At 71.4% G+C, this 26,806-nt stretch carries 22 protein-coding genes; 4 read left to right on the top strand and 18 right to left on the bottom strand.

Going from position 1 to position 26,806, the window contains the following annotated elements; translation table 11 throughout:
• Positions 1 to 47: 47 nt before the first annotated feature.
• The 6 genes from ACFQVD_RS23355 to ACFQVD_RS23330 all read right to left on the bottom strand — a co-directional run bounded on the left by ACFQVD_RS23355 (position 48) and on the right by ACFQVD_RS23330 (position 7,086).
• Positions 48 to 1,460 carry a tetratricopeptide repeat protein gene (locus ACFQVD_RS23355; RefSeq protein WP_343973531.1) on the bottom strand — a complete coding sequence of 471 codons (1,413 nt, stop codon included), beginning with the start codon at positions 1,458 to 1,460 and terminating at the stop codon, positions 48 to 50.
• Between the two features lie 99 nt (positions 1,461 to 1,559).
• On the bottom strand, positions 1,560 to 2,735 hold the full coding sequence (locus ACFQVD_RS23350) for a sulfite exporter TauE/SafE family protein (protein WP_343973528.1): 1,176 nt from the start codon (positions 2,733 to 2,735) through the stop codon (positions 1,560 to 1,562).
• Positions 2,736 to 2,807: 72 nt separating this feature from the next.
• Positions 2,808 to 4,355, bottom strand: coding sequence for an RNA-guided endonuclease IscB (iscB, locus tag ACFQVD_RS23345; protein WP_386368636.1), 1,548 nt, complete (start codon positions 4,353 to 4,355; stop codon positions 2,808 to 2,810).
• A gap of 224 nt (positions 4,356 to 4,579) precedes the next feature.
• The gene (locus tag ACFQVD_RS23340; RefSeq protein WP_343973682.1) at positions 4,580 to 5,224 is read right to left on the bottom strand and encodes a Uma2 family endonuclease; all 645 of its coding nucleotides are present in this window, start codon (positions 5,222 to 5,224) and stop codon (positions 4,580 to 4,582) included.
• A gap of 90 nt (positions 5,225 to 5,314) precedes the next feature.
• Entirely contained in the window at positions 5,315 to 5,962 is a 648-nt protein-coding gene (locus tag ACFQVD_RS23335; protein ID WP_343973523.1) for a response regulator transcription factor, read from the bottom strand.
• Entirely contained in the window at positions 5,959 to 7,086 is a 1,128-nt protein-coding gene (locus tag ACFQVD_RS23330; protein ID WP_343973520.1) for a sensor histidine kinase, read from the bottom strand. The genes ACFQVD_RS23335 and ACFQVD_RS23330 overlap by 4 nt, the downstream gene beginning before the upstream one ends.
• 131 nt (positions 7,087 to 7,217) lie before the next feature.
• Here ACFQVD_RS23330 and ACFQVD_RS23325 point away from each other — a divergent pair, with 131 nt between their 5' ends.
• The gene (locus ACFQVD_RS23325) at positions 7,218 to 8,999 is read left to right on the top strand and encodes a gamma-glutamyltransferase family protein (RefSeq protein ID WP_343973517.1); all 1,782 of its coding nucleotides are present in this window, start codon (positions 7,218 to 7,220) and stop codon (positions 8,997 to 8,999) included.
• A gap of 131 nt (positions 9,000 to 9,130) precedes the next feature.
• On the opposite strand, the gene ACFQVD_RS23320 is transcribed toward ACFQVD_RS23325, so the two are convergent.
• The 3 genes from ACFQVD_RS23320 to ACFQVD_RS23310 form a co-directional block, all read right to left on the bottom strand.
• Positions 9,131 to 10,588 carry a flavin-containing monooxygenase gene (locus ACFQVD_RS23320; protein WP_386272023.1) on the bottom strand — a complete coding sequence of 486 codons (1,458 nt, stop codon included), beginning with the start codon at positions 10,586 to 10,588 and terminating at the stop codon, positions 9,131 to 9,133.
• Between the two features lie 320 nt (positions 10,589 to 10,908).
• On the bottom strand, positions 10,909 to 12,366 hold the full coding sequence (locus ACFQVD_RS23315; protein ID WP_343972500.1) for a flavin-containing monooxygenase: 1,458 nt from the start codon (positions 12,364 to 12,366) through the stop codon (positions 10,909 to 10,911).
• Positions 12,367 to 12,622: 256 nt separating this feature from the next.
• Complete coding sequence (locus ACFQVD_RS23310) at positions 12,623 to 12,799, bottom strand: hypothetical protein (protein ID WP_169750083.1); 177 nt, start codon at positions 12,797 to 12,799, stop codon at positions 12,623 to 12,625.
• A 132-nt stretch (positions 12,800 to 12,931) separates the two neighbouring features.
• Between ACFQVD_RS23310 and ACFQVD_RS23305 the strand changes: the two genes are divergently transcribed.
• Positions 12,932 to 13,732 carry an SURF1 family protein gene (locus ACFQVD_RS23305; protein ID WP_343972495.1) on the top strand — a complete coding sequence of 267 codons (801 nt, stop codon included), beginning with the start codon at positions 12,932 to 12,934 and terminating at the stop codon, positions 13,730 to 13,732.
• Positions 13,733 to 13,761: 29 nt separating this feature from the next.
• A complete protein-coding gene (locus ACFQVD_RS23300) occupies positions 13,762 to 14,073 on the top strand; it encodes a DUF3817 domain-containing protein (protein WP_343972492.1) in 312 nt (103 codons plus the stop codon).
• Positions 14,074 to 14,198: 125 nt separating this feature from the next.
• Here ACFQVD_RS23300 and ACFQVD_RS23295 read toward each other — a convergent pair whose 3' ends face one another.
• From ACFQVD_RS23295 to ACFQVD_RS23270, 6 genes are all read right to left on the bottom strand, one after another.
• Positions 14,199 to 14,390 carry a hypothetical protein gene (locus ACFQVD_RS23295; protein WP_326636344.1) on the bottom strand — a complete coding sequence of 64 codons (192 nt, stop codon included), beginning with the start codon at positions 14,388 to 14,390 and terminating at the stop codon, positions 14,199 to 14,201.
• A gap of 225 nt (positions 14,391 to 14,615) precedes the next feature.
• The gene (locus tag ACFQVD_RS23290; RefSeq protein ID WP_343972486.1) at positions 14,616 to 15,974 is read right to left on the bottom strand and encodes a hypothetical protein; all 1,359 of its coding nucleotides are present in this window, start codon (positions 15,972 to 15,974) and stop codon (positions 14,616 to 14,618) included.
• A 27-nt stretch (positions 15,975 to 16,001) separates the two neighbouring features.
• Positions 16,002 to 17,561 carry a serine/threonine-protein kinase gene (locus ACFQVD_RS23285; RefSeq protein ID WP_343972483.1) on the bottom strand — a complete coding sequence of 520 codons (1,560 nt, stop codon included), beginning with the start codon at positions 17,559 to 17,561 and terminating at the stop codon, positions 16,002 to 16,004.
• Complete coding sequence (locus tag ACFQVD_RS23280) at positions 17,554 to 19,284, bottom strand: hypothetical protein (protein ID WP_343972480.1); 1,731 nt, start codon at positions 19,282 to 19,284, stop codon at positions 17,554 to 17,556. Before ACFQVD_RS23280 ends, ACFQVD_RS23285 begins: the two co-directional genes overlap by 8 nt.
• Positions 19,281 to 20,930 (bottom strand): serine/threonine-protein kinase, encoded by a 1,650-nt coding sequence (locus tag ACFQVD_RS23275; RefSeq protein ID WP_386272014.1) that lies wholly within the window; start codon positions 20,928 to 20,930, stop codon positions 19,281 to 19,283. Before ACFQVD_RS23275 ends, ACFQVD_RS23280 begins: the two co-directional genes overlap by 4 nt.
• Positions 20,931 to 21,179: 249 nt before the next feature.
• Positions 21,180 to 22,028 carry an arylamine N-acetyltransferase family protein gene (locus tag ACFQVD_RS23270; RefSeq protein ID WP_343975987.1) on the bottom strand — a complete coding sequence of 283 codons (849 nt, stop codon included), beginning with the start codon at positions 22,026 to 22,028 and terminating at the stop codon, positions 21,180 to 21,182.
• 292 nt (positions 22,029 to 22,320) lie between these two features.
• Between ACFQVD_RS23270 and ACFQVD_RS23265 the strand changes: the two genes are divergently transcribed.
• Complete coding sequence (locus ACFQVD_RS23265) at positions 22,321 to 23,262, top strand: GNAT family N-acetyltransferase (RefSeq protein WP_343975984.1); 942 nt, start codon at positions 22,321 to 22,323, stop codon at positions 23,260 to 23,262.
• A 177-nt stretch (positions 23,263 to 23,439) separates the two neighbouring features.
• Here the strand turns inward: ACFQVD_RS23265 and ACFQVD_RS23260 are convergent, their stop codons facing one another.
• Genes ACFQVD_RS23260 through ACFQVD_RS23250 form a run of 3 tightly spaced genes read right to left on the bottom strand, consistent with a single transcriptional unit; the run spans position 23,440 to position 26,739 of the window.
• Entirely contained in the window at positions 23,440 to 24,204 is a 765-nt protein-coding gene (locus ACFQVD_RS23260; protein ID WP_343975981.1) for an ABC transporter permease, read from the bottom strand.
• A 43-nt stretch (positions 24,205 to 24,247) separates the two neighbouring features.
• Positions 24,248 to 25,825 carry an ABC transporter permease subunit gene (locus ACFQVD_RS23255; RefSeq protein ID WP_343975978.1) on the bottom strand — a complete coding sequence of 526 codons (1,578 nt, stop codon included), beginning with the start codon at positions 25,823 to 25,825 and terminating at the stop codon, positions 24,248 to 24,250.
• On the bottom strand, positions 25,822 to 26,739 hold the full coding sequence (locus tag ACFQVD_RS23250) for an ATP-binding cassette domain-containing protein (protein WP_343975975.1): 918 nt from the start codon (positions 26,737 to 26,739) through the stop codon (positions 25,822 to 25,824). Before ACFQVD_RS23250 ends, ACFQVD_RS23255 begins: the two co-directional genes overlap by 4 nt.
• Positions 26,740 to 26,806 lie beyond the last annotated feature (67 nt).

Genomic DNA, 26,806 nt, shown 5'->3' with positions numbered 1-26,806 from the left:
CGCCGCACGGCCCGCGTCCCAACCGATCGGGACGCGGGCCGTGTCGGTCACGGGGACCAGGTGGAGCGCAGGGCGCGGGCGGTGGCCAGGGCCTGCTCGACCTCCGCCGGGGCCGGCCAGGGGGCGCCGCCGGGGCGGAGCAGCGTGGCCCGGATGGACGCCAGGTGTTCGATCGCGTCCGGCGGCAGCCCGCTCCGCGCGGTCAGCCAGGCCGTGACGTCGGTATGGTCGCGCAGTGGCCGGGTGACGAGATCCCAGGTACCGAGGAGTTCGGTCAGGTCGCCGACCCTCAGCGGGGTGCCGCCCCGCCGGGCCACGGCGGCCGCGGCCAGCTCGGCGCGGGCGACGAGCTCGGGCTCGGTGCTCCGATCCCAGAGCGGGGACGGAGGATCGGCGAGCCACCGCTCCGCCTCACGGGAGAAACCCGCGGCCGACAGCAGCGCGGCCAGCTCGACCGCCGCCCTGTGGTGCCCGGCCTGTGCCGCCTGACGGAACCAGTGCTGCCCGCCACGCAGGTCGCTGTGCTCGGCGATGAGCAGCAGACCGAAATTGAAAGCGGCCTCCGGATCGCCACCCGCCGCGGCCCGGCTGAACCAGTGGCTGGCCCCCCGAGCGTCGCTCATCTCCACGCACACGAACCCCGCGGTCCGCTGGTCGTCGATCCTGCCGGTGCAGGCGGCCCGCTCGAACCAGGCGCGAGCGGTGCGCAGGTCGCCGAGGGAGAGCGCGATCCCGCCGAGCTGGGACGCGGCTCCGGGATGCTCGTTCCTGGCGGCCAGCCGGTAGAACGCCTCCGCCCCCTCCGGATCGCGGTTGGCCTGCAGGAAAAGGCCGAGGTGGTAGGCCGCGTCGGCGTGGCCGCCCCGGGCGGCCAGCTCCCACCAGCGCAGCGTCTCGTCGTCCTCGCCGGAGGCGTAGGAGAGGAAGCCCAGGTCGTGGGCCGAGGCCAGATCGCCGTCCAGCGCGGCCCTGCGGTGCCACTCCCCGGCGCACTTCGTCTCCCCGGCGTCCTCGCAGAGCAGCGCGAGCCTCCTGGCCGCGGCACGGGAGCCCGCCCTGGCCGCCGTCTCGTACCACCGCCGGGCGGCCGGAACGTCGCCGTGCTGGTCGAGCAGGAGCGTCGCCAGGTTCACCGCGGCCTCGACGTCGCCGGCGTCGGCCGCCAGCTCGTACCACCTCGCGGCCTCTGCGGGGGTGCCGTGCTTCTCGTGCCAGACGCCCAGGTTGTAGGCGCTGTCGAGATTGCCCGCGGCCGCCGCGCGCTCCCACCAGTGCCGCGCCGCCGAGCGGTCGCCCCGCTGCGCGAAGTGGCGGCCGAGCAGGTGAGCGGCCTGCACGTCACCGCCGTGCGCGGAGAGCAGCAGCTCCGTCTCGCCGTCCGTGTCGTTCTCGTGCTCAGTGCTCCGGGGGGTGGGTATCAGCCCCGCGCTCGCCTCCGGGTCGTCAGGCCACCACCCCATGTCCCCTCCTTGCCGACGGCACGCAGCCGACAGATCACAGAGTGCCATGTAACCGCTCGATCGCGGAGGGTAATCCTGGAGTTCCGTCTCGCGTCCGGCTCAGACGAAGTTCACGAACCCCACGTACATTCCCATCGAGCAGCTGTAACGCAGGGAGCCCGCGTCCCGCGCGCCGAGTCGCACGGTGGCGGGGAGCGCCACGTCGCGGCCGTCGATGGTGAGCGTCCGGGTGCAGCCCGGGTCGCCCCCGAGGTGGAAGACGAGTTCGGTGGGCACTCCCGCGCGGGCGGTCACCACGCCGGGACGGTAGCCGTCGCGGGTGGCCCAGATCTCGATCCGCCGCACGCCGCCGGAGCTCGTGGCCGCTCCCGCCGGATCGGCCGCCGTCCGCCCCGTCCGGCCGCCCGCCGCCTCCGCCGGGCCGTCCGTCCCCGGTGCGGGAAGGCCCGCCGCCAGTGCCGGGCCGCCGGATCCGGGGAGCCAGCCTCCCAGGCGCAGCCCCGAGGAGACGGTCCACAGGCCCGCCGCCAGCGCGACGACCCCCGCCAGCGCCGCCAGCCTGGTGGTGGCGGCCCGCCGCAGGATGAGTCCGAGCAGTGCGAACGCCGGTGCCGTCCCGGCCACGAACCCCGCCATCACCGCGGCCCCGCCCAGCGCGGATCCGCTGGAGACCGCCACCATCTCGACGCTGAGCGTCACCCCGCACGGCAACAGGACCGTCGCCGCGCCCAGCGCCACCGCCCTGGGCCGGGGAGCGGTGATCCGGGAGAAGGTGCCGCGCCAGGAGACGCGCCCGTCCGTGGCCCCGTCGGCCCCGTCAGGTCCGCAGCCGCCGTCCGGCTCGCCGCTTCGCGGCGCCTGTTCGCAGCCGTGCCCGCCGGGTCCCGGGTCCCGCTCGCGGCCGAACGCGCGGACTCCGAAGATCATGACCGCGATCCCGGCCACGACGAGCAGCGCGGCCCTGAGCTGAGGTCCCAGCTGTACGGCGGACCCCGCCAGTCCGAGCAGTGTCCCGGCCGCCAGGTGGGAGCCGGCGCGCCCGGCCAGGAAGAGCGCGACGGCCGCCGGGCTCGACGGCCCCGGGGCGAGCCCGCCGCGCCCGCCGGAGCAGGCCGATCGGCCACCTGAGGAGAGTCCGGTGAGCAGGCCGCCCTGCACGGCCGCGCACGAGGTGGTGCCCGCCACCAGCCCCGCGGCGAACCCTCCGGCGAACAGCGTGGCCGCCCCCGCGCTCAGCGGACGTCTCCGGTGCCACTCCAGATCCCCACGGAGCAAACCTAATCCCGCCGGAGGTCAACCGACAGTGACATTTCCTTACCCAGCGCTCACATCGCCCTTACTGGACGCTCAGCGCCCTCCCGGTAGGGATGCGACACCCGGACCGCTCCCGCCGCGAGTCATCACGCTGTGCGGGGCGTAAGCCCATCTGTCATCAATTACCTTCAGCGTGGAGACCCCCGCCTTCAGGCGGGGAGGAAACGCGGCACGGTGCCGCGTTTCCGGGTGGGTGGTGTAGCCGTAGCCATCGGCTCGTTGGAGCAGACGGACATGGCGGTGTCCGATGCCCTGCACGAGGCCGTGCCGGGTACGGATGTTGAAACTGCCGGTGGAGCGGACCGCGACCCGCCCCGTGTACGTCCCGGCCTTCTTGCCTGCCGGGACGACCGCGCGGATCAGGTCGCCGGTCTGGAAACCATGGACGGACTTGGTACGGGGTAGCGCCAGTCGGGGGAACCCGTACCTGTCGGCGCGGGTGCGGGCATAAGTGCCGCGCCCGGTCGCGGCGACCACCAGGACAGTGGACGGCCAGGCGGTCACGCTCTCCAGTTCGCCGACGTGCAACGCGTCCAACGTGTGCGACTTCGATGCGCCGGTGCGGGAGCGGTTCCATTTCGTGCGCCCGCCCGAGGCGCATGCCACGGGCAGGCCGGTGGCCTCCAGCGCCCGCCACAGTGCCCACCGGGTGGCGTTCACGGCGGCAGCGTCGCGCAGTGGGGCCTTGACCTGCCGCAGTACCTTTGCCAGCACCTTCGGCCGGTCGGCGAGGAATTCCTGCACGGGGGTGGCGGCCTTGGCCTGGTTGCACGGGATGCACGCCACGGCGAGGTTGCTGATCCGGTCGGAGCCGCCCCGGCTGCGGGGGTGGAGATGGTCGAGGTTCAACGGCACGCCGCTCGCGCCGCAGTAGGCGCAGGTGCGCTCCCACTTGGCGAGCAGGTATTCGCGGGCCTCGTACCCGGCGAGGGTGCCCTGCTGGTATTCCGCCCCTTGCAGGGGTCTGCCCGCCGATAGGGTGTGGGTGTCGAAGGAGACCCGCTCGACATGGACGGCGGCCACGGGCGCCCACCGGGTCAGCCGTCTCACCCAGGACATGGTGGTCTCGACGCGGTGGCGCAGCGACGGCGCCAGCCACCCCTGCGGTTTCGTGCGGTTGTTGAAGCGGGGGGCGCGGTAGCGCAGGTTCCGTGACCGGCGGCCCCGGCGCAACGCGGCCCGCGTGGTGAGCCTGTCGCGGATCCGCCCGCCCCGATGGTCGAGCTGGAGTGAGTACCTGCCGGTCCGGCTCCCGTCCTGGCCGGTGAACACACTGATGCCGGTGTGCCTGCTGCCGGGGTCGATACCGACCCGCACGCCGCAGGCGGTGGAGTCGGCGGCTACGCGGTCGCGCAGCCGGATGACGAACGGGGTGTGGCGCACCACCACCGCCCTACCGGCCGCCAGCAGGCGGCGGGCGCGGGCGGGGTGGCACGGGTCAAGCGGGTGGCCGTGCCTGTCGAGGACGAACACGGCCGGGTGAACCTCACGGTTGGCTCCCTCGGACACCGCGGTGTCCTCGGGGTGACGCCGCGACAGACGGGTGCCCTCTGCCGCGATCTCCCCTCGCCCATGTTCCACGCCGGTTACCGCGCCGAGGCGGTGTCCGCGTCCCGTTTCGTGCCCACCCTCGGGCGTGTCTGCTGACGCGGATTCCAGAGCGGCCCGCTGAGGAAGCACGGACCGGTGGGTCTGCTGGCCTACGTGAAACGTAGTCAATCGAATGCACCTCCTTCAAGATGATCGACTTGGGCTGGTCAACGCGGGGCTGTCAGTGCGTGGTGTAGCACCTCAAGCCTTGGCCTTCAGGCCGGGGTCGTTGACGTCGCGTCCTGGATGTTCGCGAAGATCGACGTGTCGAGGGTGAAGTCGACCGGTTCAGGGATGTGCAGGTGCGAGCCCATCTCGACCCGGGTGGAGGTCCGGTACGCCCCCTCCTTGGGGTCGCTGAGGACCGTCACGGTGGCGGGGGTGGCCACGGGGTCGACGAGGAGCATCACCGGGACGCCACCGGAGGCGTAGATGTCGGGCTTGCGGTCGCGGTCGTCGGTGACGCTTCCCGGCGACACGATCTCGGCGACCATGAGCAGGCCGGAGGAGAGCAGCTCGCGGGCGCCCCAGCGCGGGCAGTCGGTCCGCGCCAGTACGAAATCAGGAACAACCGGGTCATAGGAACCGTCGACGCAGACCGCGACGTTGCTCGTGTAAGCCTCCAGATCGCCATCCGTGATCAGTGGGCTGAGCCGTAAGGAAAGGAGCATCGCAGCTCGGGCGTATTCGGGGGTCCCCAGTGGGCTCACTACCAACCTCCCGTCGATCACCTCGGCCCGTAACCCCGGAAGGGAGGGAAGTGCGTCGAAGAGCTCGCGCGGTGTGTGTGGCAGGCGTCGGGACGCGGTCTCGGGTGAGGGGCGCAGATCCGCGTGGCGCCGACGTAGTGCTGTTTCCATGCCCATATGCCCCTCCGTGCTTTTGTGAACACGCTGAGTTTTCCAGAGCGAGGAGGTAAGGCGCGGAATTCCAGTGAAAAAGCGAGAGGGTCAGACCCAGCCGGGGCGGACGAGGCCGGATTCGTAGGCGATGACGACGAGCTGGGCGCGGTCGCGGGCATGGAGTTTCATCATGGTCCGGCTGACGTGGGTCTTGGCGGTGGCGGGGCTCATGAAGAGCTTGCCGGCGATCTCGTCGTTGGTCATCCCGGTGCCGACCAGGGCGAGGACCTCGCGCTCGCGGTCGGTGAGCAGGTCGAGATCGCGGCTGCGGTGCGGCTCCTTGGCGCGGCTGGCGTACTCGGCGATCAGGCGGCGGGTCACGCTGGGGGAGAGCAGCGCGTCGCCTCCGGCCACCACCCGGACGGCCTGGATGAGCTCGGCCGGTTCGGTGTCCTTGACCAGGAAGCCGCTGGCGCCGTTGCGGAGGGCCTCGAAGACGTACTCGTCGAGCTCGAAGGTGGTCAAGATGATGATCTTCGGCCCGGGAGGCATCTTCCTGGTGGCGGTCAGCCCGTCCATGCCGGGCATGCGGATGTCCATCAGGACCACGTCCGGCTCGTGTTCGGCGGCCAGCCGCAGGGCCTGGGCCCCGTCGCCTGCCTCGGCCACCACGGTCATCCCCGGTTGCGCGTCCAGCAGGGCCCGGAACCCCGCCCTGACGAGGGCCTGGTCGTCGGCGAGGACAATCTTGATCATTCGGACTCCTCCGGGATCGGCAGCCGGGCCTCGACGCGGAAGCCCCTTCCATGGTGTGCGGCGGTCAGCGTTCCCCCGAGGGCCGAGGCCCGTTCCCGCATGCCGGGGACGCCGTTGCCGCTGCCGAGACTCTCGCCGGGGGCGTTGCCGCCCGAGTCGGTGATCTGAAGGGTCAGCGCGCGGGGGCCGTAGTCGAGGGCGACCGTGACCGAGGCGCCCGGGGCGTGCCTGGTGACGTTGGTCAGGGCCTCCTGGACGATACGGTAACCGGCCCGGTCGACCCCGGGAGGCAGCGGCCTGACCTCGCCGATGACGTTCTTGACGACCCGCAGCCCGCTGCGCTCGATGAGTTCGTCCAGCCGGTCCAGACCGGCGGTCGGGGAGCGGGGCGCGCCGTCCCGGAGCACGTTGAGCACCGAGCGCATCTCGGTCAGCACGTCCTTGGAGGCCTGCTTGATCGTGGTGAGCGCGGTCTTCGCCTGCTCGGGATGGTCCTCGATGAGGTGCAGCGCGGTGGAGGCCTGGACGTGGATGAGGGAGATGTTGTGCGCGAGCACGTCGTGCAGCTCCTGCGCCATGGTCAGCCGCTCCTCGCTGGCCTGCCGCCGCACCTCCTCCCGCTCCACCCGCTTGTGCTCGGCCTGCCGCTCGTTCCTGGCCCGGGAGAACTCCGCCACCGCCAGCACCAGGCCCATCAGCGCGGCCATCGCGACGTTGTGGAACCAGCCGGGAGGAGGGGCGGGGGCGAACCAGGACAGGTAGACCACGAAGAACACGTAGGCCAGGCCCCACAGCGGCCATGCCACCCGCCGGTGGCCGCCGACCACGGCGGTGTGGAACGCGATGATCGGGCTGAGGAAGACCGGGCCGTAGGCGTGGCCCAGGCCGATGAAGAGCAGGGTCGCGTCCACCGAGACGATCACGCTGAGCGCCGGGTGGCGGCGCCGGACGGTCAGGGCCAGCGGCCCGGCCAGCAGCAGCGCGTAGCCCAGTGGACCGAGCGGGACGCGGAGCATGCCGGTGTCGTGGACCTGCCACCACTGCACACCGAGTGTGCCCACGACCTGGAGGGTCCCCACGAACAGTGGGAGGAGGAGGTCGACCCGGCGGGATTCGGCACGCACGCTCAGCACTTTACGTGCGCTTTCGCAGCGTTTGCGTCCCTTCAGTGATGTATGTGGCACTACACCCTTCGGGTGAGGGAAGGGGCTGACAAGGCTCACAGGCTGAGTCAAGCTGTCTGCGGGAGGTCATCATGATCAGTCGTCGCATCACCCCCCTGGCGGGGATCCTGGTGGGAAGTTCCTTACTGCTTGTCCAGCCCGCGCTGGCGTCTCCACCGGCGCTGTCCCCGTCCGCGGTGTCTCCACCGGTCTCGCAGGCGGAGAAGAAACCTGTCGCGGAGGGATCCGGTGGCGCGGTCTCGACCGTCGACCTCGACGCCAGCAAGGCCGCGCTGGGCGTGTTGCGCGAGGGCGGCAACGCCATGGACGCCGCGGTCGCCGCGGCCGCCACCCTGGGCGTGACCGAGCCCTACTCGGCGGGACTGGCCGGCGGAGGGTTCATCGTCTACTACGACGCGCGCCGCAAGAAGGTCCACACCATCGACGGCCGGGAGGCCGCGCCGAAGGCGATGGGCCCGGCCTCCCTGGAGGGCATCCCGTTCGACGACGCCGTGACCAGCGGACTTTCGGCGGGGGTGCCCGGCAGCGTGGCCCAGTGGGAGCTGGCGCTGCGCAGATTCGGCACACTCTCGCTGCGCCAGGCGCTGAAACCCGCGATCGACGTCGCCACCAAGGGGTTCAGGGTCGACCAGACCTTCTACGACCAGACCGCCGCCAACGCCGCCCGCTTCAAGGACTTCACCTCAACGGCCAAGCTCTACCTGCCGGGCGGCGCCCCGCCGCCGGTCGGCTCCACCTTCCGCAACCCCGAGCTGGCCGACACCTACCGCAGGCTCGGCAGGCTGGGCGGGGAGTGGCTGTACGGCGGTGCCCTCGGTGTCGAGGTCGTGGCCACGGTCAAGAAGCCGCCGGTCACCCCCGGATCCACCCGTAATGTGCGGCCGGGGCTGATGGAGTTGGCCGACCTGAAGGCGTACCGGGCGCTCGAACGGCCGCCGACCAAGATGACGTACAAGGGCATGGACGTGTACGGCATGGCGCCGCCGTCCTCGGGAGGCTCGACGGTCGGCGAGGCGCTCAACATCCTTGAGGCCCTGCCCAAGGTCGGCGAGCACGAATACCTGGAGGCGTCCAGGCTCGCCTTCGCCGACCGGGGCAAGTACGTCGGGGACATCCCCGGCGTCCCGCTCAAGGAACTGCTCTCCGACGGGTTCGCCAAGGAGCGCGCCTGCCTGATCGGCGAGCGGGCGATGCCGCACCCGGCCGCGCCCGGCGACCCCGACGGGATGTACGGGCCGTGCCCGGCGGCGCCGTCCGCGGAGGCCACCGAGGCGGCGAAGGAGGGGCCGGAGACCACGCACCTGGTGGTCGCGGACCGGTGGGGCAACGTGGTCGCCTACAACATCACCATCGAGTCGACCGGCGGCAACGGCATCGTCGTCCCCGGCAGGGGCTTCCTGCTCAACAACGAGCTGACCGACTTCACCTTCGGTCCCGCCCCCGGTGACCCGAACCTGCCCGGGCCGGGCAAGCGCCCCCGCTCCTCGATGGCGCCGACGATCGTCCTGGACGATGACCGGCCGCTGCTCGCGCTGGGGTCCCCCGGCGGCTCGACGATCATCACCACGGTGCTGCAGATCCTCCTCAACCGCTGGAACCTCGGCATGTCGCTGCCCGAGGCGCTCGCCGCCCCCCGGGCCACGCAGCGCAACACCGCCCAGACCCAGGCCGAGCAGGCGTTCATCGATCGTTACGGCGCCGAGCTCACGCGCCGGGGGCACAGCCTCGTGCTGAACCCCGAGATCGGCGCGGCCACGGCCGTCGAGTTCCTGCGGCACGGGAGGCTCCAGGCTGTGGCGGAACCGACCCGGCGCGGCGGCGGTAGCGCGCTGGTGGTGAGCGAGCGAAGGTAGCCGCTCGCGGCGGTACGCACGGACGCCCGGCGGCGCGGCTTCGGCCGCGCCGCCGGTTTCGGTGACCGAGCGAGCGATTGAGCGACCAGGTGGCCGTTCCGCCGCCGGCCGGGAACGGGTCGCTGGACCTCTCAGCGGATCAGTTCGTAGGCCTCCGGCCTCAGCCTCCGGGTGCGTGCCCAGTACTCGAAGCTGAAGCCGGGCCAGATGGTCCTGTTGACGCCGTGTTCGTCGAGGTACCAGCTGTCGCAGCCGCCCTCGTTCCAGACTCGCCGGCTCAGCCGGCTCTGGAGGCGGTCGTTGTAGTCGCGCTGCGCCTCGGGGCGTACGTCGAGGGCCCTGGCCTTCGTCCTCGACAGCAGGCGCAGGCAGTCGAGGACGTACCGGACCTGGGATTCGATCATGAAGACGACCGAGTTGTGGCCCAGGGCGGTGTTGGGGCCGAGCAGGAAGAACAGGTTCGGGAACCCGGCGGTGGTGATGCCGTAGTAGGCCTCCACGCCGTCCTGCCAGGCCTCCTGGATCTTCACACCGTTCCTGCCGATGATCCGCTGGTTCTTCAGGGTGTCGGTGACCTTGAAGCCGGTGCCGTAGATGATCACGTCGACCTCGATCTCCCTGCCGGTGGAGTCGACGATCGAGTTCTCCCGGATCTCCCGCACCCCGTCGGTGATCACCTCGACGTTGTCCCTGACCATCGCCGGGTAGTAGTCGTTGGACAGCAGCATGCGCTTGCAGCCGATCGTGTAGTCCGGGGTCAGCTTGGCACGCAGTACGGGGTCGGAGACCTTGCTGTTCAGGTGGTACAGGGCCGCCCGCTGGTGGACCTTCATCAGGCGCGGGTCGACGGCGAAGCCCATGGCGAGGCTCTCCATCGCCCAGTAGATCGAGGTGCGCAGCGTCCGTGCGGCTCCAGGCAGGGCGAGGAGCCTCTTCGCGCGTGTGGAGAAGACGAGGTCGGGCTTGGGCTGGATCCAGGGCGGCGTCCGCTGGAAGAGGTGGAGTCGGGAGACCTTCCCGGCGATCTGCGGGACGAACTGGACGGCCGAGGCGCCGGTGCCGATGACCGCGACCCGCTTGCCGGTCAGGTCCACCGAGTGGTCCCACTCCGCCGAGTGGAAGGAGACGCCCGCGAAGCTCTCGCGGCCGGGGATCGCGGGGAAGGACGGCACGTGCAGCGCGCCGCCGCCTGAGACCACCGCGTTGGTGGTGAAGGCCTCCCCGTTCTCGACGCTCACCCGCCAGTGGCGGGCCGTGTCGTCGTACTCCAGTTCGCTGACCTTCGTGCCGAGACGGAGGTGCGGCCCCAGGTCGTACTTGGCGACGCAGGCCCGCAGGTAGTCCCAGATCTCGGCCTGGCCGGAGAACATCCGAGACCAGTTCGGGTTGAGCTCGTAGGAGAAGGAGTAGAGGTGTGAGGGGACGTCGCAGGCGCAGCCCGGGTAGGTGTTGTCCCGCCAGGTGCCGCCCACCTCCTGGTCCTTCTCCAGGATCACGAAGTCGTGGTATCCGGCTTCCTTGAGTTTGATCGCCATGCCGAGTCCGGCGAAGCCGGAGCCAATGATCGTGATGCCGGGGCGCGTGCTCATGCGTCTCCTTGCTGGGTTTCCGGCGGCGCCGGTCCTTCCGCGGTGCCGGGTTCTCCGGCGGCGCGGTTCGCGAAGTTCGGACAGGACGGGTGAGGCGCGGACGCGTGCGGCACGACCGAGAGTTGGCATCCAGCTGCGGTTCACGCTGTCGGAGGCCTTGTTCATGATGGAGGGCCGATCTTGTACGGTCCATACCGGTGGAATATGACGCACCTCACATCGACGTGACGGGCGTGTCCCCCGGTCCAGGAACGCCGAGAACGCCGAAGGGCAGTGCCGTCGGCGTTGTCGAATCAGCGGGAACGGGCCGCCGGGCCCCTTCAGCGGATCAGTTCGTAGGCCTCCGGCCTCAGCCTCCGGGTGCGTGCCCAGTACTCGAAGGTGAAGCCGGGCCAGATGGTCCTGTTGACGCCGTGTTCGTCGAGGTACCAGCTGTCGCAGCCGCCCTCGTTCCAGATCAGGTGGTTCAGTCGGCTCTGGAGGCGGTCGTTGTAGTCGCGCTGCGCCTCGGGGCGTACGTCGAGGGCCCTGGCCTTCGTCCTCGACAGCAGGCGCAGGCAGTCGAGGACGTACCGGACCTGGGATTCGATCATGAAGACGACCGAGTTGTGGCCCAGGCCGGTGTTGGGGCCGAGCAGGAAGAACAGGTTCGGGAACCCGGCGGTGGTGATGCCGTAGTAGGCCTCCACGCCGTCCTGCCAGGCCTCCTGGATCTTCACACCGTTCCTGCCGATGATCCGCTGCTCGTCCAGCGCCTCGACGACCTTGAAGCCGGTGCCGTAGATGATCACATCGACCTCGATCTCCCTGCCGGTGGAGTCGACGATCGAGTTCTCCCGGATCTCCCGCACCCCGTCGGTGATCAGCTCGACGTTCTCCCTGCCCAGTGCCGGGTAGTAGTCGTTGGAGATCAGGATGCGCTTGCAGCCGATCGTGTAGTCGGGGGTGAGCCTGGCACGCAGCGCCGGGTCGGGGACCTGCTTGGCGAGGTGGTTCAGGGCCATCTTCTCGTGGACCTTCATCAGGCGCGGGTCGACGGTGAAGCCCAGCGCGCGGGTCTCCAGCACCCAGTAGATCGAGGTGCGCAGCGCCCTGGCGGCGCCGGGCAGGCCGAGGATCCGTCTCGCCCGGGAGGAGAAGGGGAAGTCGGGCTTGGGCTGGATCCAGGGGGGCGTGCGCTGGAAGACGTGGAGGCTGGAGACCTTCCCGGCGATCTGCGGTACGAACTGGACGGCCGAGGCGCCGGTGCCGATGACCGCGACCCGCTTGCCGGTCAGGTCCACCGAGTGGTCCCACTCCGCCGAGTGGAAGGAGACGCCCGCGAAGCTCTCGCGGCCGGGGATCGCGGGCAGCGAGGGCACGTGCAGCGCGCCGATGCCCGAGACCACGGCGTTGGTGGTGAACGTCTCCTCCCCGGCGACGCTCACCCGCCAGTCGCGGGTCGCGTCGTCGTACTCCAGTCCGACGACCTCCTTGCCGAACCGCAGGTGCGGGGTCAGGTCGTACTTGTCGACGCAGGCCCGCAGGTAGTCCCAGATCTCGGCTTGGGGGGCGAACATCCGAGACCAGCCGGGGTTGAGCCGGTAGGAGAAGGAGTACATGTGCGAGGGGACGTCGCAGGCGCAGCCGGGGTAGGTGTTGTCCCGCCAGGTCCCGCCCAGGTCGTCGGCCTTCTCCAGGATGACGAAGTCGTGGTATCCGGCTTCCTTGAGCTTGATCGCCATGCCCAGGCCGGCGAAGCCGGTGCCGATGATCGTGATCCCGGGATGCGTGCTCATGCGATCTCCTTGCTGACCTCTGTCGTCGGTGACCTCTCGGGCGGCACGGGCTTCCCGCCGGTTCCGGCTGCGGCGATGAGAGCGTTCCGCGCTCGTTGCTATTAGATTCTTCGTCTAATTTAATGAGCGACGGTCGCGCCGTCCATACGCGCGGCACGGTGAGCCACCTCACACCGACCGGTCGGCACGCTCCCGTCGTCAGGGAACGCGAAAAGCGCCGAGGGCGATGCCGTCGGCGCTTCAAACTGTCCGGTTGCTAGAGCAGCAGGTATGCGGCCACAACGACGATGACCAGCACCGCGACCACCACGGCCGCCGTGATCGGCAGTGCCAGCGACCGCTTCTCGGGGGCGGCCTCCGGGTCCTTGCGCTGGGCGAACGCGCGGAACGCCTGGGTGTTGCCCGCGGGGTCAATCTGCTGAGGATCAGACATGGGGATGACTTTAGCGATATCGGATGCCTCCCCAACACTGATTTGTCCACTTTCCCGGGAAGCTCGTTCCCGCGCCGGGCCGAGGCGGGTACTGAGGACCGGACCGCCTACCGGGGCGGATAGCGTGGTGTCATGCTCCGCATCCTGTTCTCCGCCCGCGTGGTGGTGCTCCACCTGCTCGCGATCGGAGCCCTCGTCGTGTGCGGGCTGCTGGGCAGGTGGCAGCTCGGCGTTTTCGAGGAGTCCGGTGGGCCCCGGGCACTGGTCGACCCCGCCCCCGTGGCGGTCGCCACCCTCACCGCGCCCGGAGAGCACATAACGGCCGACGAGGCCGGCCGCAGGGTGATCGCGGAAGGCACCTTCGACGCCTCGAAGCAGTTGCTGGTGGCCGAGCGCGACGGGGGCCTGTGGCTGCTCACGGCGTTCGATCTCGGCGACGGAACCTACGTCCCCGTGGTGCGCGGCTGGGTGGCCACGGCGCAGGATCCCGCCGTGGCGGCCGTGCCCGAGGGCAGGGTGACCGTCGGCGGACGGCTGCAGCCCTCGGAGGCCACCGACAGCGTCCAGCGCCGGACCCGGCAGCTGCCGCAGGGGCAGGTGCTGACCGTGTCGTCGGCCGAACTGATCAATCTCTGGCGGGACACGAAGCTGCGCAACGGCTTCGTGGTGGCCGCCGAGCAGTCACCGGCTCCCGCGGTCGCGGCCAAGCCGGTGAACGTCTCTCCGCCGACCGAGTCCGGGGTGCTCACCTGGCGCAACCTCGCCTATGCCGCCCAGTGGTGGATCTTCGGGCTGTTCGCGGTCTTCATGTGGTGGCACTTCGTACGCGACGCGCTGCGCGGCCGCGCGCAGAAGGACGCCCCCGGCCCCGATTCCGGTACTGAGCCCGCCGCTCCGGAAACCCCCGCTCTGCCAGCTCGCACCGTCCCGTGAACCGAACCCCAAGACCGAGGTAACCGACCGTGGAATCCGCTCTCAAGCCCTTTCGCATCCTGGCGTACATCGTCGGCGTGATGCTGCTCGTCCTGGTCACCTGCATCGTGCTCAGGTACGGCTTCGGCATCGAGGAGCCCTCGAAGGTCGTCTCCCCGATCCACGGCTTCCTCTACATGCTCTATCTGGTGGCCGCGATGAACCTGGGCATGAAGGCGCGCTGGACGTGGCCGTACATTCTCGGGGTGATGCTGGCCGGCACCGTGCCGCTGCTCTCGTTCGTGTTCGAGCGCAAGGTCACCCGCCGGGTGGAAGCGGAGTTGGTGACCGCCACCGCCTGACCGCCACCGCCTGACCGCCACCGCCTGACCGGCCGGGCCCACGCGTTCCCCCGCAGGCCCGGCGGTCGCGGCCCCGAGACGCGGGCTCGCGAGGCCGGGCCTCGACGGGTGGGACGGTCTTCGCGTCAGCGGCCGAGACCGCGGCGCCGGGCGCGCTTGAGCCGCTCGCGCTGGGACGGGTCGAGCATCAGGTAGCCGACGACCGGGGCGGCGACGACGCCCAGGAGGATCAGCAGCGTCAGGAAACCCGGCAGGAACAGCCACGACAGGAACACCACTGCTCCGGCGCCGATCGCGTACTTCTGGATTGGCGACATCCTCAACATCCTCCGAACGCGGGGCGGATGCCCCGTCTGTTTTCATTGTGCGTCGCCAGTCCAACGTGTGGACCCGCCGCGCGGTTCCAACCGAGATATATCGTGATTCCCGCTGTTCCGCCAGTGCCCTGAGCGCCCCGGCGCGTTCCGTGACCGTGGTGGATCGGCGGTTTCGCCGACGGCCGGAACGAGCTCCCGCTGCCCGGCCGAGGTCAGGACCGGGGCTCAGCTCTCGCGGCTGAGCCTTTCGAGGATCCACCGGGTGGTCTTGAGTGCTCCCTCGCCGGTGGTGCCGTTGGGGTCTTCGGGGACGCCGCGCTGGTACTGGACGATGATCACGAGGTTGGCCGCGCGGAAGCCCACGGAGCTGCTGCGGGTCAGCCCGTTGGTGACCTCGTTGCGGTAGGCCTCGGAACCGATCCCGGCCAGTGCCTCCACCGGTTTGACGTGGGTCAGGGCGGCCCCCACGTCCGTCCTGGTCCGTTCGCGGGTCTTCTTGAGGAACCTCGCGTAGTTACGCCGGGCCGCCTCGTCGGAGGTGAAGCCGAAGGCGGAGATCCACAGGGTGTACTTCAGGTTCGGCGGTTGCCCGGAGTCATTGGTCACCCATTTGCACTCTTTGCCGTCCTTGGTGGGAGTGGTGTCCAGTGCCAGGTCGTCCGCCTGCTTGGTGGAGATGAGCGAGCAGGGGTCGGGCGTGCGTGCAAAGGCGGTGGGCAGTGCGACCGGCGTGGATTCCGTCGTGGATTCGGTGGGGCGAGGCCAGAACCAGTAGGCGGCGCCCAGGAGGAGTACGGCGAGGACGGCGACGGCGACGGCGAGGAGAGACGTCCTGCGGGGGCCGCCGCCGGCTCCGGGCTCCCCGCCGTGTCCGCTGTGGGTAGGCCGGGGGAGGAACCGCTCCAGGGTCAGCCGTACCGAGGTGGCGTCGGGCCGGTGACCGGGCCCGGCGGTGAGCAGTTCCTCGACCAGCGGGGCCAGCGGGCCGGAAGCCGCCGGACCGCTGCCGGGCTCGGTCAGTGGCGTACCGCCCACCATCAGTGGAGCCGGGCGGGGACCGGTGTGCGGAGCCCGGCCCTCGACGGCGGTGAACAGGGTGCTGCCCAGATCGCGCAGCTCGTCGGTGGACCCGAGGGCGGCGACGCCGGTCAGCACCACCCGCCCGTCGGGGGCGAGCAGCACGCTGTCGGGAGCGGCGGCCAGATGGACGCCCAGCTCGCGGGCGGCGGCCAGCGCGTCCAGCACGCGGAGCCCGATCTCGGCCGCCCGCTCGGCGGGGAGCGGGCCGTCCGCCCGGACGTGCTGGAGCAGCGAGCGCCCCTCGACCGACTCCATGATCAGCCACAGCCGGTCGGGACCCGAGATCACGTCGTGCAGGGCGGTGACGCCGGGGTGCCGCAGGCCCGCGGCCGCGCGGATCTGGTCGAGGAGGCGGTCGCGGGCCGGCCCGGGCGGCGGCAGCGGCACCTCGGAGATCGTGACGTCGCGGCGGAGCAGCTCGTCGCGCGAGCGCCAGCTCGTCCCCGCGCGGTCGCGGCGCTCCAGCATGCGGTAGCGCCCGGCCAGGAGGCTGGGATCGGTCACGCGAACCCTTCCGTCGCGGCGCGTTTCTCAGTCACGGCTGTTCAGCTCCTCGGAGACCTGGCGTGCGATCTTCAGGGCATCCTGCCGCAGTGCGGTTCCGGCACGCTTCCCCACCTCCGACAGGTTGACCTCGACCAGCAGGTTGCTCACCCGGAACCGGATCACGGAGTGGACCCGGTCCAGGGCGACCACGTCGTAGGAGAACGCCTCCGCCCCGACCCGGCCGATGTTCCTGAGCGGGCCGGTGGAACCCAGGAGGCCGTTGCCCTGGTCGGCGACGACCGAGGTGCGTTCGGCGACGAAGAACGCGTGGGCGGTGTCGGGGCCGCTCTTGCCGGGGGTGGGGGCCTTGTGACCGACCGCGACTCGCAACCTGCGGTCGGTACGGCTGCCACCCAGGGGGTCGTCCCAGCTGCAGTAGGGCTCACTGTTCTGGGTGGCCTCCATGGACAGCGGCGACGCGCTCGGCACCGCGACCTTGACCTGGGGCCCGGTCAGCAGCGTGCACGGGTCGGGGGCGGTGGCGAACCGCCCGGCGTTCGCCGCCCGCGACGGTGTCTCGGGGGTGTCCGGCCCGCTCATGGTCAGCAGCACCGTACCGGTCACCGCCGTCGCGACCACGGCCAGCACGGCGCCGACGATCAGTCCGGTACGCCGCGGTCCTGCCGGCGCCGGTGCCGGTGCCGTGGACTGGGGGGCCGCGGCCTGGGGCGGCGGTACCTGCGGCGCGGTCGCCGGGGAGAGCGGTCCTGGCGGCAGTCCCTGGGCGACCTGTCGCAGCGCGGCGCGCAGCCCCGACTCTCCCGGCCGCTGCCGGGGATCCTTGGCCAGCATGGCCAGCAGTACGGGAGCCAGCTCCCCGGCCCGGGAGGGGAAGGGGGTCTCCTGGGTGAGTACCGCCCCGATGGTGGCGACCGGCGTGTCGCGCCGGAAGGGCCCCTGGCCCTCGACCGCCGCGTAGAGGGTCGCGCCCAGGGACCACAGGTCGGCGGACGGGCCGTCGCCGGTGCCGCGCAGCCGCTCGGGGGCGATGTAGCCGGGGGAGCCGACCAGCGCGTCCGGTGAGGTGAGCTGGGCGTCGCCCTCCACCGTGGCGATGCCGAAGTCGGTCAGCAGCACCCCGCCGTCCTGGGCGAGCATGATGTTGGCCGGTTTGACGTCGCGGTGCATGATGCCCCGGCTGTGCGCGAGGGCCAGCGCGTCCAGTACGGCCAGGCCGATCGCGGCCACCCGGTGCGGTGGCAACGGCCCGTCGGCGCGGATCGCGTCGTCCAGTGAACGACCCCTGACCAGGTCCATCACGATCCACGGGCGGCCGTCCTGGGCGATGACGTCGTGGACCGCCACGATGGACGGGTGCCCGAGCCTGGCGGCGGCGCGGGCCTCGCGCATGGTGCGCTCCCGCATCTCGTCGCGGTGCTCCTGGGACAGGTGCGGAGCGAGAATGACCTCCTTGATCGCGACCTCGCGGTGCAGGAGTTCGTCATGGGCCCGCCACACCACGCCCATCCCGCCCGCGCCGAGCCGTGCGAGCGCCCGGTAGCGGCCCGCCAGCACGGGCAGCGGGCCGGCCACCGGATCAGCCATCGGTCTTCAGGGACTCGGCGAGCCAGCGCGCCGCCTGCAACGCGCCTTCGGCGATCTTGCCGTCCGGGTCCTCCTTGACGCCGCCCCGCTCGTAGTCGACCTCGGCGATCAGATTGCTGATCCGGAAGACCACGGTCGCCTTGTAGGACCCGCCGTACAGGTTGATGGAGTTGTGCCCGCCGGAGGTGAACGCCTCCTCGCCGATCCCCCGCAGGTCCTTGGGCGGGAGCGGCTTGGGGGTGGCGAACTGGCCCTTGTCGAGGATGTCCTTCTTCTTGCCGGCCAGGTACTCCTTCGCTCTGGCGACCTCCGACCCGTTCTGCTTCTGGGCGATCAGCCGGACCCGCAGGTCGTACTTCTCCACGTTGGGCTTGCGCCAGTCGTACCGGTTGAGCCAGTCGCACGCCGAGTGTTCGACCTCCGAGCTGTTGAATCCCGGCACCAGTTGGTTCACCTGCTTGTCGTCGAGCAGGCCGCAGGCCCGGGGCGCCGCGGCGAAGCGCCCCTTGGCCCCGGAGGGTTCGGCGGAGACGTCGTCGTCCGCGTTGGCGAGCACCGAGGTGAGCAGGATGCCGATGCTGACCGCCATGCCGAAGAGCAGCACCCCGGTCAGCGCCACGACCGGCCGGGGCACGAGTATCCCCGTCGCCCGGGTGGAGCGCTCGGTGGGCTCGTCCGCCGCCTCCCTCACCGCGTCGGGGACGGGGACCTGCTCAACCGAGGTGGGCGCGTCCGGAGGGTTCGAGTGAGGCGGCGGGGAACCGTGCTGGAAGGGCACGCCAGGGTGGGGCGGGCCCTGGGGCGGGCCCAGAGGCGGGCTCTGAGGCGGGCTCTGAGGCGGGCTCTGCCAGGCGGACGGTGTGTCCAGGGGAGGGATCGGGCCCTGCCAGGCGGTCGGCGCGTTCGAGGGAGGGGGCGCGGCCTGCTGAGGGGCCGGGACGTCCTGGAGGGTGAGCCCGGCGGTGACGGCGGATATCTGCTCGGTCAGGTTCTTTCTCAAGGGCGCGGTCACCTCCGCCTCGGTGACCGGAACGGTCCCGCCCTCCTGTCCGGGGCTCCTCTGCGGTTGGGGGGTCGCCTGCCCGAAGGCCGCAGGGGCCCCGGGGGTGAAGGGGACGGAGGCCGCGGGGCCCGCAGGGCCGGAGACCTGGGAGGGCGCGCCCACGGGGAGTGGTGCGGCGGGAGATTCTGGACGGTGCTGGGAGATGTCGAGCAGGATCTTGCGCAGGGTGTCGGGGTCGGGCCGCTGGGAGGGGTCGCCCGCGAGCAGCCGGAACAGCACGGGCGCGATCGGGCCCGCGTTGTCCAGGGAGCCGCCCGGCGACGGCGGGCGGCCTTCGACGGCGGTGTAGAGGGTCGCGCCGAGCGACCACAGGTCGGCGGCGGGGCTGGTCACGCCCTCGGGAGAGGTGAAGAGCGAGGACGGCAGGGAAGGCGCGGCGAGAATGATCTGCTCGTACGGGCCGAGCAGCACCGAGCTCGGTCGCACATCCCCGTGCAGCATGCCCTGCCTGTGCATCACCACGAGCTGGTCCAGCACGGCCAAGCCGACCACCGCGACCCGTTGCGGGGACATCGGCCCGAACCGGGCGATCACCTGCTCCAGCGAGCTCTGGTCAAGCATGGGCGGGACCCCGGCTCCGGCGATCCCCGGCCCCGGCGCGGGAGCGGTGTGCCCGCCCGCGTGCCTGCCCTGCGATAGGGGGACGTCTGGATGGTTCATTCGCCCGCTTTCTGGTTGTTCAACGCGTTCGCGACCCATGTCGCGGCTGTGTGGGCGCCCGCCTGGATCGCCGGACCGTCCTTGCTGCCGTCCACCACGGCGTAACCGACCTCCAGAACGAGGCTGTCCACGCGGATGATCACGTAGCTCTGCTCCAGCCTGCCTGTCATGCGGTTCTCGTAGACGTCGTAGCCGAACGACTCCTCCCCGACGGGGGCCACGGCCCTCGGCGCGGTGGATCGGGCGGAGCGGACACCGGCCTGGATCTCCGGCCAGCTCCAGGCGTTCTCCCCGCTCGGTATGGTGCTCTGGCGCTGGTTCACGAACAGCTCGTGGGCCTGCCGGGGGCTCTTGCCCCACTGCTTGCCGGTACCGGGGAGACGCACCTCCAGTCCCATGCCCTTGGCCGGCCACTGGCAGCCCCCGTCGTTGGTGGGCTTGCCCTCGCCCGCCAGCGCGGGCAGCAGTTGCCTGGCCCTGGTAGCGGGAATGAGCTTGCACACGTCCACCGGGGTGCTGAAGGCACCGGGACTCTCGCTGAGCCTGACCACCTGCTCGGCCGCGGTCGGGCCCGAGGTCAGCAGGAACGTCACCCCGAAGGTGACCCCGATGACCACCGCGATCCCGGCCATCTCGGCGGCGGCCCATCGCAGCGCACGCCCCCGGCCCGGCGCGGGCGGCCGTACCGGGGCGGGAACGGGGTCGGTGACGGCAGGGACGGCGGGGATCGCGGGCGGCGGAGAGGGGGGCGATGCGGCGGCCGGCATCCCGGCGACCCCGGCGGTGTCGCCGACCCCGCCGACCCCGCCGACCCCGGCGGCCGGCTGGCCGGTGGCCAGCTCCGCCAGGGAGCGGGCGACGGCGTCGAACGACGGCCGGGCCTCGGGGGCCGGGTCGAGCATGCTCATCAGCAGCGGGCCCAGCCCGCCCGCGCGTTCCGGCGGCCTGGGCGGTTCGGTGAGCACCCGGCCGATCGCCGCGATGGGGGTCTCCGCCGGGTGCGGCGGCATCCCCTCGACGGCGAAGTAGAGCGTGGCACCGAGGGACCACAGGTCGGAGGCGGGGCCGCCGCGCTCGCCGCGCAGCTGTTCCGGCGCGATGTAGTTGGGCGAGCCGATCAGGTGGCCGGTCCGGCCCGAGGTGACCTCGCCGTCGACGACCGCGACGCCGAAGTCGGTGAGGACCGCCTTGCCGGTCCTGGTGAGGAAGACGTTGCCCGGTTTCACGTCACGGTGGAACACCCCGGCGGTGTGGGCGGCGCCGAGCGCGCCGAGGATGCCCACGCCGATCCTGGCCACCTGGTGCACCGGCAGCGGGCTCCGGTCGCGGACCGTCTGCTCCAGGGACGCGCCCGACAGCAGCTCCATGACGAGCCAGGGCCGTTCCTGGTCGACGACCACGTCGTGGACGGTCACGATCGAGGGATGCCTGAGCCGGGCGGCGAGGTTGGCCTCGCGAAGCGCCGCGGCGAGGACCTCCTGCCGCCTGGCGGGATCGAGGTCGGGCGGGAGCCGCACCTCCTTCACCGCCACGTCACGGCCGAGCATCTCGTCGGCGGCGAGCCAGACCGTGCCCGCCCCACCCTCGGAGAGAGGGTTGAGCAGCCGATAGCGGTCCGCCAGCACTTGAGTGTCGATCCTGCTCACCCCGTTCGCTATCCCATCGCGGACAGCAACATAGTCACTTAGTGGCACATGAACCAATGAAAAGGGATTCCGCATGCCGCATTGAGCCCTGGTTTCCGCTTACGCGGTGCCATGGGCATCCGCACAACGCGATGGAGCCGAGGGCAGGCGCCCGCGCGTCCCAAGCCGCCGGCAGCCTGGAGCCGAGGTCAGGCGCCTGTACGGGCGGGGGAGGTCATGCCTCCCGGTTCGGCCGAGCCGCCCCTTGGATCACTGGAAATCAGACCATCTCTCGTGGGCGGTCCACAGGCGCTGCCAGAGTTTGGCGCGTTCGGCAGAGGTGACGTCGGACAGATGGAGGGCGAAGACGTCGGCCAGTATCTCGAAGTAGTCACGTTCGCTCTGCGCGACCAGGGTGTGCTCGCGGTCGCCGACCCGGGTGAGGACCAGGCCCCGCATCGCGTCGACACCGCTCGCGTCGCGCCGCTGGACCGTGGCCACCCGGACGAAGCCCGACTCGGGGGAGGTGGACAGGAACTCGTGCATCACCGCGAACTCCGACATCTCGGCGGGTCCGATCCGGAAGTCCATGCCGAGGAAGCCGCCGCGCGGATCATGGTCGAACCGCCATCCTCCGGGCTCCACCTCGGAGGCGCGCAGGCCGTAGCTGAAGGGGCCCTGCCGGTAGGTGCCCTCGACGAGCGGGAGCGGGTCGTGGATCGCGTCGCCGAGGCCCTGGTCGACCAGCCACTCACCGCCGGGGTTGTCCGGGCAGGGCAGGCCGGAGACGGTGAGCACGAGATGGCCGCCGTCTATGTTCGGCGGCCCCTCGGCCTTGCCCTGCACTCCGCCCACATGCCTCCTCACCCGGTAGCCGAGCGCCTCCAGCAGCAGGGAGAACGCCCCGTTGAGGTGGTAGCAGTAGCCGCCCCGGCCCCCGATGATCCGCGCGGCCGACTCCGCGGGGTCGACGGTCGTCGGCCGGCCCAGCCAGATCTCCAGGCATTCGTACGGCACTCGCTGCACGTGTGCCCGGTGCAGCAGGTGCAGCGACTCCACGCTCGGGGGCCCGTCGACCCTGACGCCGATCCTGCGGAGGTACGCGGTGACATCGATCACTCCGTCAAGGTAACGCCGGGACGGTCACAGATCTAGCGATACCGGCTCGTGGCGCGTCCGGCGAGGTCAGGTACGGTGCCCGGCGCCGCGATACGAGGGGCGCCGGTCATCCCGGCCGCCGGCCCCGCCGGGTTTATCCGGTTGAGGGCGGGACGGGCACATCGGTAGCCTGGCCGTCCCTTCGAGCGCGAGGAGGTGAGGAGCACATGTTCGCCACCCTGGTCACGCGCTCCCGCCTCGGGCGACAGGCCGCCTGAGAACCGGGAAGCGCACCCGCTTTCTGGAGTTTCCCTTGTCCGATCTGCTTTTCCGCCCGCTCGACGCGGACGAGTTCGACCTGTTCCACCGTTACGGCCCGCTGCCCGCCTCCGGCGTGGGCGCCCGCAGCCTGCCCTTCGACAAGCTCGACTACCGGTCCGGATGGGTCTGGGTCGCGCTGCGCGGCGACGAGGTCGTCGCCAGGGCCGGATTCTGGGGGCCTCCCGGCTCCGAGCATCCCTTCAGCCTCGACTGGTTCGACCCCGGGTTCGGGCCCGACCGGGTCGAGGTGGGCGCCGCCCTGCTGCGGGCCGCGTACGCGGAGCTGGTCACGCCCGGGTACGCCACACCGTCCGGCGCCCGGCCCGACTACCACCTGTTCCTGCCCGCCGACTGGCGGGAGCGTCCCGACGCGCTCGCCGACGCCTCCGACCGGATCGCCGCCGCCGAGCGGGCCGGGTTGCGGCAGTCCGTCGAGCGGCTCAACCTGCGCTGGTCTCCCGAGTACGGCCTGCCGCCCAGGCCCGGCCGGCTCACCTTCGCCCCGGTCGACGACGACGAGACGGTGCTGGACCTGCTGGCACGCGTCAAAGAGGGCAGCCTCGACGACTGGGACCGGCGCCACCTCGCGGAGCAGGGCGCGCGGGCGACGGCCGAGCAGACCGTGACCGAGATCGCGGACATGCCGGGCGGACGCGACCGGTGGCGGCTCGCCCGTGACGCCTCGGGTGAGCTCGTCGGCGTCGTGATGCCCACCCGCAACTCCAGGTGCGCCACGATCGGCTATCTCGGGGTGGACCCGGCCCACCGCGGTCGCGGTTACGCCGACGACCTGGCCATCGAGGCGTTGCACATCTTCAGCGCCGAGGGTGAGCCCGAGGTGAACGACAACACCGATGTGGGCAACAGGCCCATGGCGGCATCGTTCGCCCGGATCGGCTACCGGATCACCGGCCGCCGCCTGATCCTCGCCTGACGGTGGGAACCGGGCGGGGCCTTCGCCCTCGCGGAGGCCCCGCCCGGTGCTTCCCCGACGGAGCCGACGGCCACGCCTTGGGTCTTGGCGCGGGTAGCAGGGGCACGGCGTCGGTGATGATGGCGGTGCCTGCCCGGGGCGTCCGGCCCCACCTGCCGCCCGAGATCCGGCTGGCGGCTATGCGTCGCGCATCCGTAGGAGCAGCCCGCCGCCCAGGAGCGCCGCGGTGGCCCATGCGGCGAGTACGCTCAGGCCGGCCCACGGGCTGAGGGGGAGGGTGGCGAGGTTGGTGGTGGCCTGTACGGCGAGCCCGGCATTCATCGGGGAGATCTGCCAGAGAAGCCGCTGCCAGCCATCGTCGGCGATCATGAGGATCAGGGCGGGGAAGAGGTAGAGCAGGCCGAGCACCACCCCGATGGCGGTGGCGGAGTCTCGTACGGCGGTGGCGACCCCCAGGCTGAACAGGGCGATCAGCGCCAGGTAGAGGACCGAGCCGACGGCGGCGCGCAGCATGGGACCGCTGGTGAGGACGAGCATTTCGGCGGGGAAGCCGTTGCCGAGCAGGATGCGCGGCGCGGCAAGCGCGGAGGCGAGCACGGCGACGCTCCCGGCGATCAGGGTCAAGCCGACCAGAATGATCGCCTTGGCGGCCAGGACGCCGGTCCGGCGCGGCATGGCGGTCAGGGTGAGGCGGATCATGCCGGTGCCGTATTCGCCGGTGATCGTCAGGACGGCCAGGACGGCGACGACCGCCTGGCTCACCTGGACCCCGAAGAGGCTGATCCTGGCGGGGTCGTAGCCGCAGCCTTCCGAGGCACAGGACACGACGGCGGAGGCCGCGACGCTGCCGGCGACGGTCAGCACCACGATCGCGAGCAGCAGCCGGCCGGTGCCGGCCAGGGTACGGAGTTTCGTCCATTCCGCATGCAGGAGCTCTGTCACGCACTCCTCCCGCGGCACCAGGAGAGGTCCCGATGGGGATGTCTCATGCGTCCCTCCGGCGGAGCCGGTGGACGGCCAAGCCGAGGGCGAGCGCGGTATAGCCGGCCGATACGGCCAGACCGGCCCACGGCGGCAGCGGGTAGAACCCGGCGGTGGGCGCGTAGTGGCCGAGCACGTGCGCGTACTGCGGGATGCTCTGCTGCATGGCGAAGCCGGCCGCCGGGGTGAGGCGCAGCAGCCATCGCGCGGCGCTGTCGGGCAGGACCGAGGTGGTCGCCAGGACGTGCGGGACCACGATCACCGCGATGGCGGTGATGACCGCCGCGACGCTGCGCCGCAGCAGCGTGCCGAGGGCGAGGGAGAGCACGGCGGCCAGTGCGAACAGCGCCGCCATGCCGACCACGATGCGCATCTGGGTGAGCAGGGACACCGGGAGGACGGTGTTGCCGTTGTCGCGCAGGATCCGCCCGCCGGCCGTGAACGTGATCGCGATGGCGGGCAGGGCGGCGGCGAAGGTGACCAGGCCGAGCGCCAGTGCCTTGGCCGCCAGCGTCCGGCCGCGGCGCGGGCCGGCCAGCAGGGTGATGCGGATCAGGCCGTGCCGGTACTCGGCGGTGATGAACATGACCGCCACCACGATCACCAGGATCAGGCCGATCAGCGCGCTGCTGAGGGAACGTTCGGGGGTGGTGCCCTCGATGGTCGGCGCGATGTCGCCGACGCCGGTTACGGAGAAGGTGCCGCCAGACCGGCCGGCGCGGCCCGGGTGGTGCGCCGACCCGTCAGGCGCGACGATGACACCGATGTCGTCGTTGCGCCACGCGCCGGACGCGTTGCCCTGGAGCATGACCTGGTCGAACTCGCCGGTGGTTTCGGTGAAGCGGGCCGCAGAGCCGGACCCGCCGAGATCTCCCCGTGTGACCGTGAGGTCGCCGGGAGAGGCGGCGAACATGCCGACCTGGACGGTCTGCGGTAGTCCGGTCAGGGTCGCGGTGCCGATCTGGACCCACTCGGTGCCGTCGGCGGATTCGTACCCGGTGAGGGTGTCGCCGGAGCGGATCAGCCGGAGCCATCGCGGCGATTGCCGGGAGACGCCGCCCGGCCGACCGGCCACGTCGTGGGTGAAGTCGTGCTGCATCCGCACCCCGTGCTCGCCGGTCATCATCACCGCCGCGTAGGCGGAGCCCTGCCTGGTGCTCTCCTTGATCATGACTCCGGCCTTCGCCCATGGCACGACCCCGGGCACCACGTTGCGCTGCCCCGGGATGACATCGGGCTTACGGATCTGGCCGGTCATGGAGGTGAGGCGGACGGTGATGCCGCCGTCCCCGGCCAGCGGCCGGTGCACGAAATAGAACTTGTCGTCCACCGCTTCGCCGCCCGGGCCGACCAGAGGCGGGGGACAGGCGACCTCGATCGGACCGGCACCGCACGAGGCGTGGTTGCCGGCCGCGGACAGCAGTCCGAACAGCACGGTCACCAGCGCCGCCGCGGTCATGGTGACCACCCAGCCGCGTACCGTCCTGAACTTGGTCCACTCGGCGCGCAGCAACCGCCCGAAGCCTCCGCGGCCGGCCTGCGGTTCCGAGCGGTGTGCGGAGCGGTGTGGAGGGGCGCTCATCGTGCCGCTCCCCGGTATTCGACCGCATCGGCGGTGAGGTCCATGTATGCCTGCTCCAGCGTCACCCGGTCCGTCGCCACCTCGGAGAACGGCACCCCGTTGGCGTTGAGTACCGCCACGATGTGCTCCGACGGCAGCCCTGAGACGACGATCGTGTCGCGATCGGCCGCGGCCGTCGTGGCGCCGGCGTGACCCAGCGCGGACATCGCCTCCGAGCGCGCCGCCGTGCGCAGTGTGACCCGGCCGCGGGAGGCGGCCGCGATCAGGTCGGCCACGCTGGTGTCGGCGATGACGCGGCCCTTGCCCACCACCACGAGATGGTCGGCGGTGTCCTCCAGTTCGCTCATCAGATGGCTGGACACCAGCACGGCCCGCCCCTCGTCGGCCAGCGACCGCAGGAAGCCGCGCATCCACACGATGCCCTCGGGATCCAGGCCGTTGACCGGCTCGTCCAGCATGAGCACCGGCGGGTCCCCGAGCAGCGCGGCCGCGATACCGAGCCGCTGGCGCATGCCCAGCGAGAAGCCGCCCGCCTTGCGCCGGGCTGCGGACCGCATCCCGACCTGTTGGAGCACCTCGTCGACCCGCCTGCCGTCCAGGCCCTGGGAGTGGGCCAGCCACAGCAGGTGGTCGCGTGCGGTGCGGCCGGGCTGAAGCGCACCGGCGTCGAGCAACGCGCCGACGTGGGTGAGCGGGTTGGGCAGGCTGGTGTACGGCCGTCCGCCGATCAGCGCGTGGCCCTCGTCGGCCGCGTCCAGGCCGAGGATCACCCGCATCGTGGTGGACTTGCCCGCCCCGTTGGGGCCGGCGAACCCGGTGACCTGGCCGGGCCGCACGGTGAACGACATGCCGTCCAGCGCCAGGGTCGGGCCGAACCGTTTGCGCAGCCCGTTGACTTCGATGGTTGCTCGCATGCGATCGGTTGTACGGACCCGGCCCTAACACGGGCCGAACAGAGGCTGTCACACCGCTGTTAGGTCC

Origin of the sequence: Streptosporangium amethystogenes subsp. fukuiense, from assembly GCF_042665875.1 — a bacterium.
GTDB classification, from domain to species: domain Bacteria; phylum Actinomycetota; class Actinomycetes; order Streptosporangiales; family Streptosporangiaceae; genus Streptosporangium; species Streptosporangium fukuiense.
Note: the sequence above shows the minus strand (reverse complement) of the source record. Positions and strands in the feature narration are given on the sequence as shown.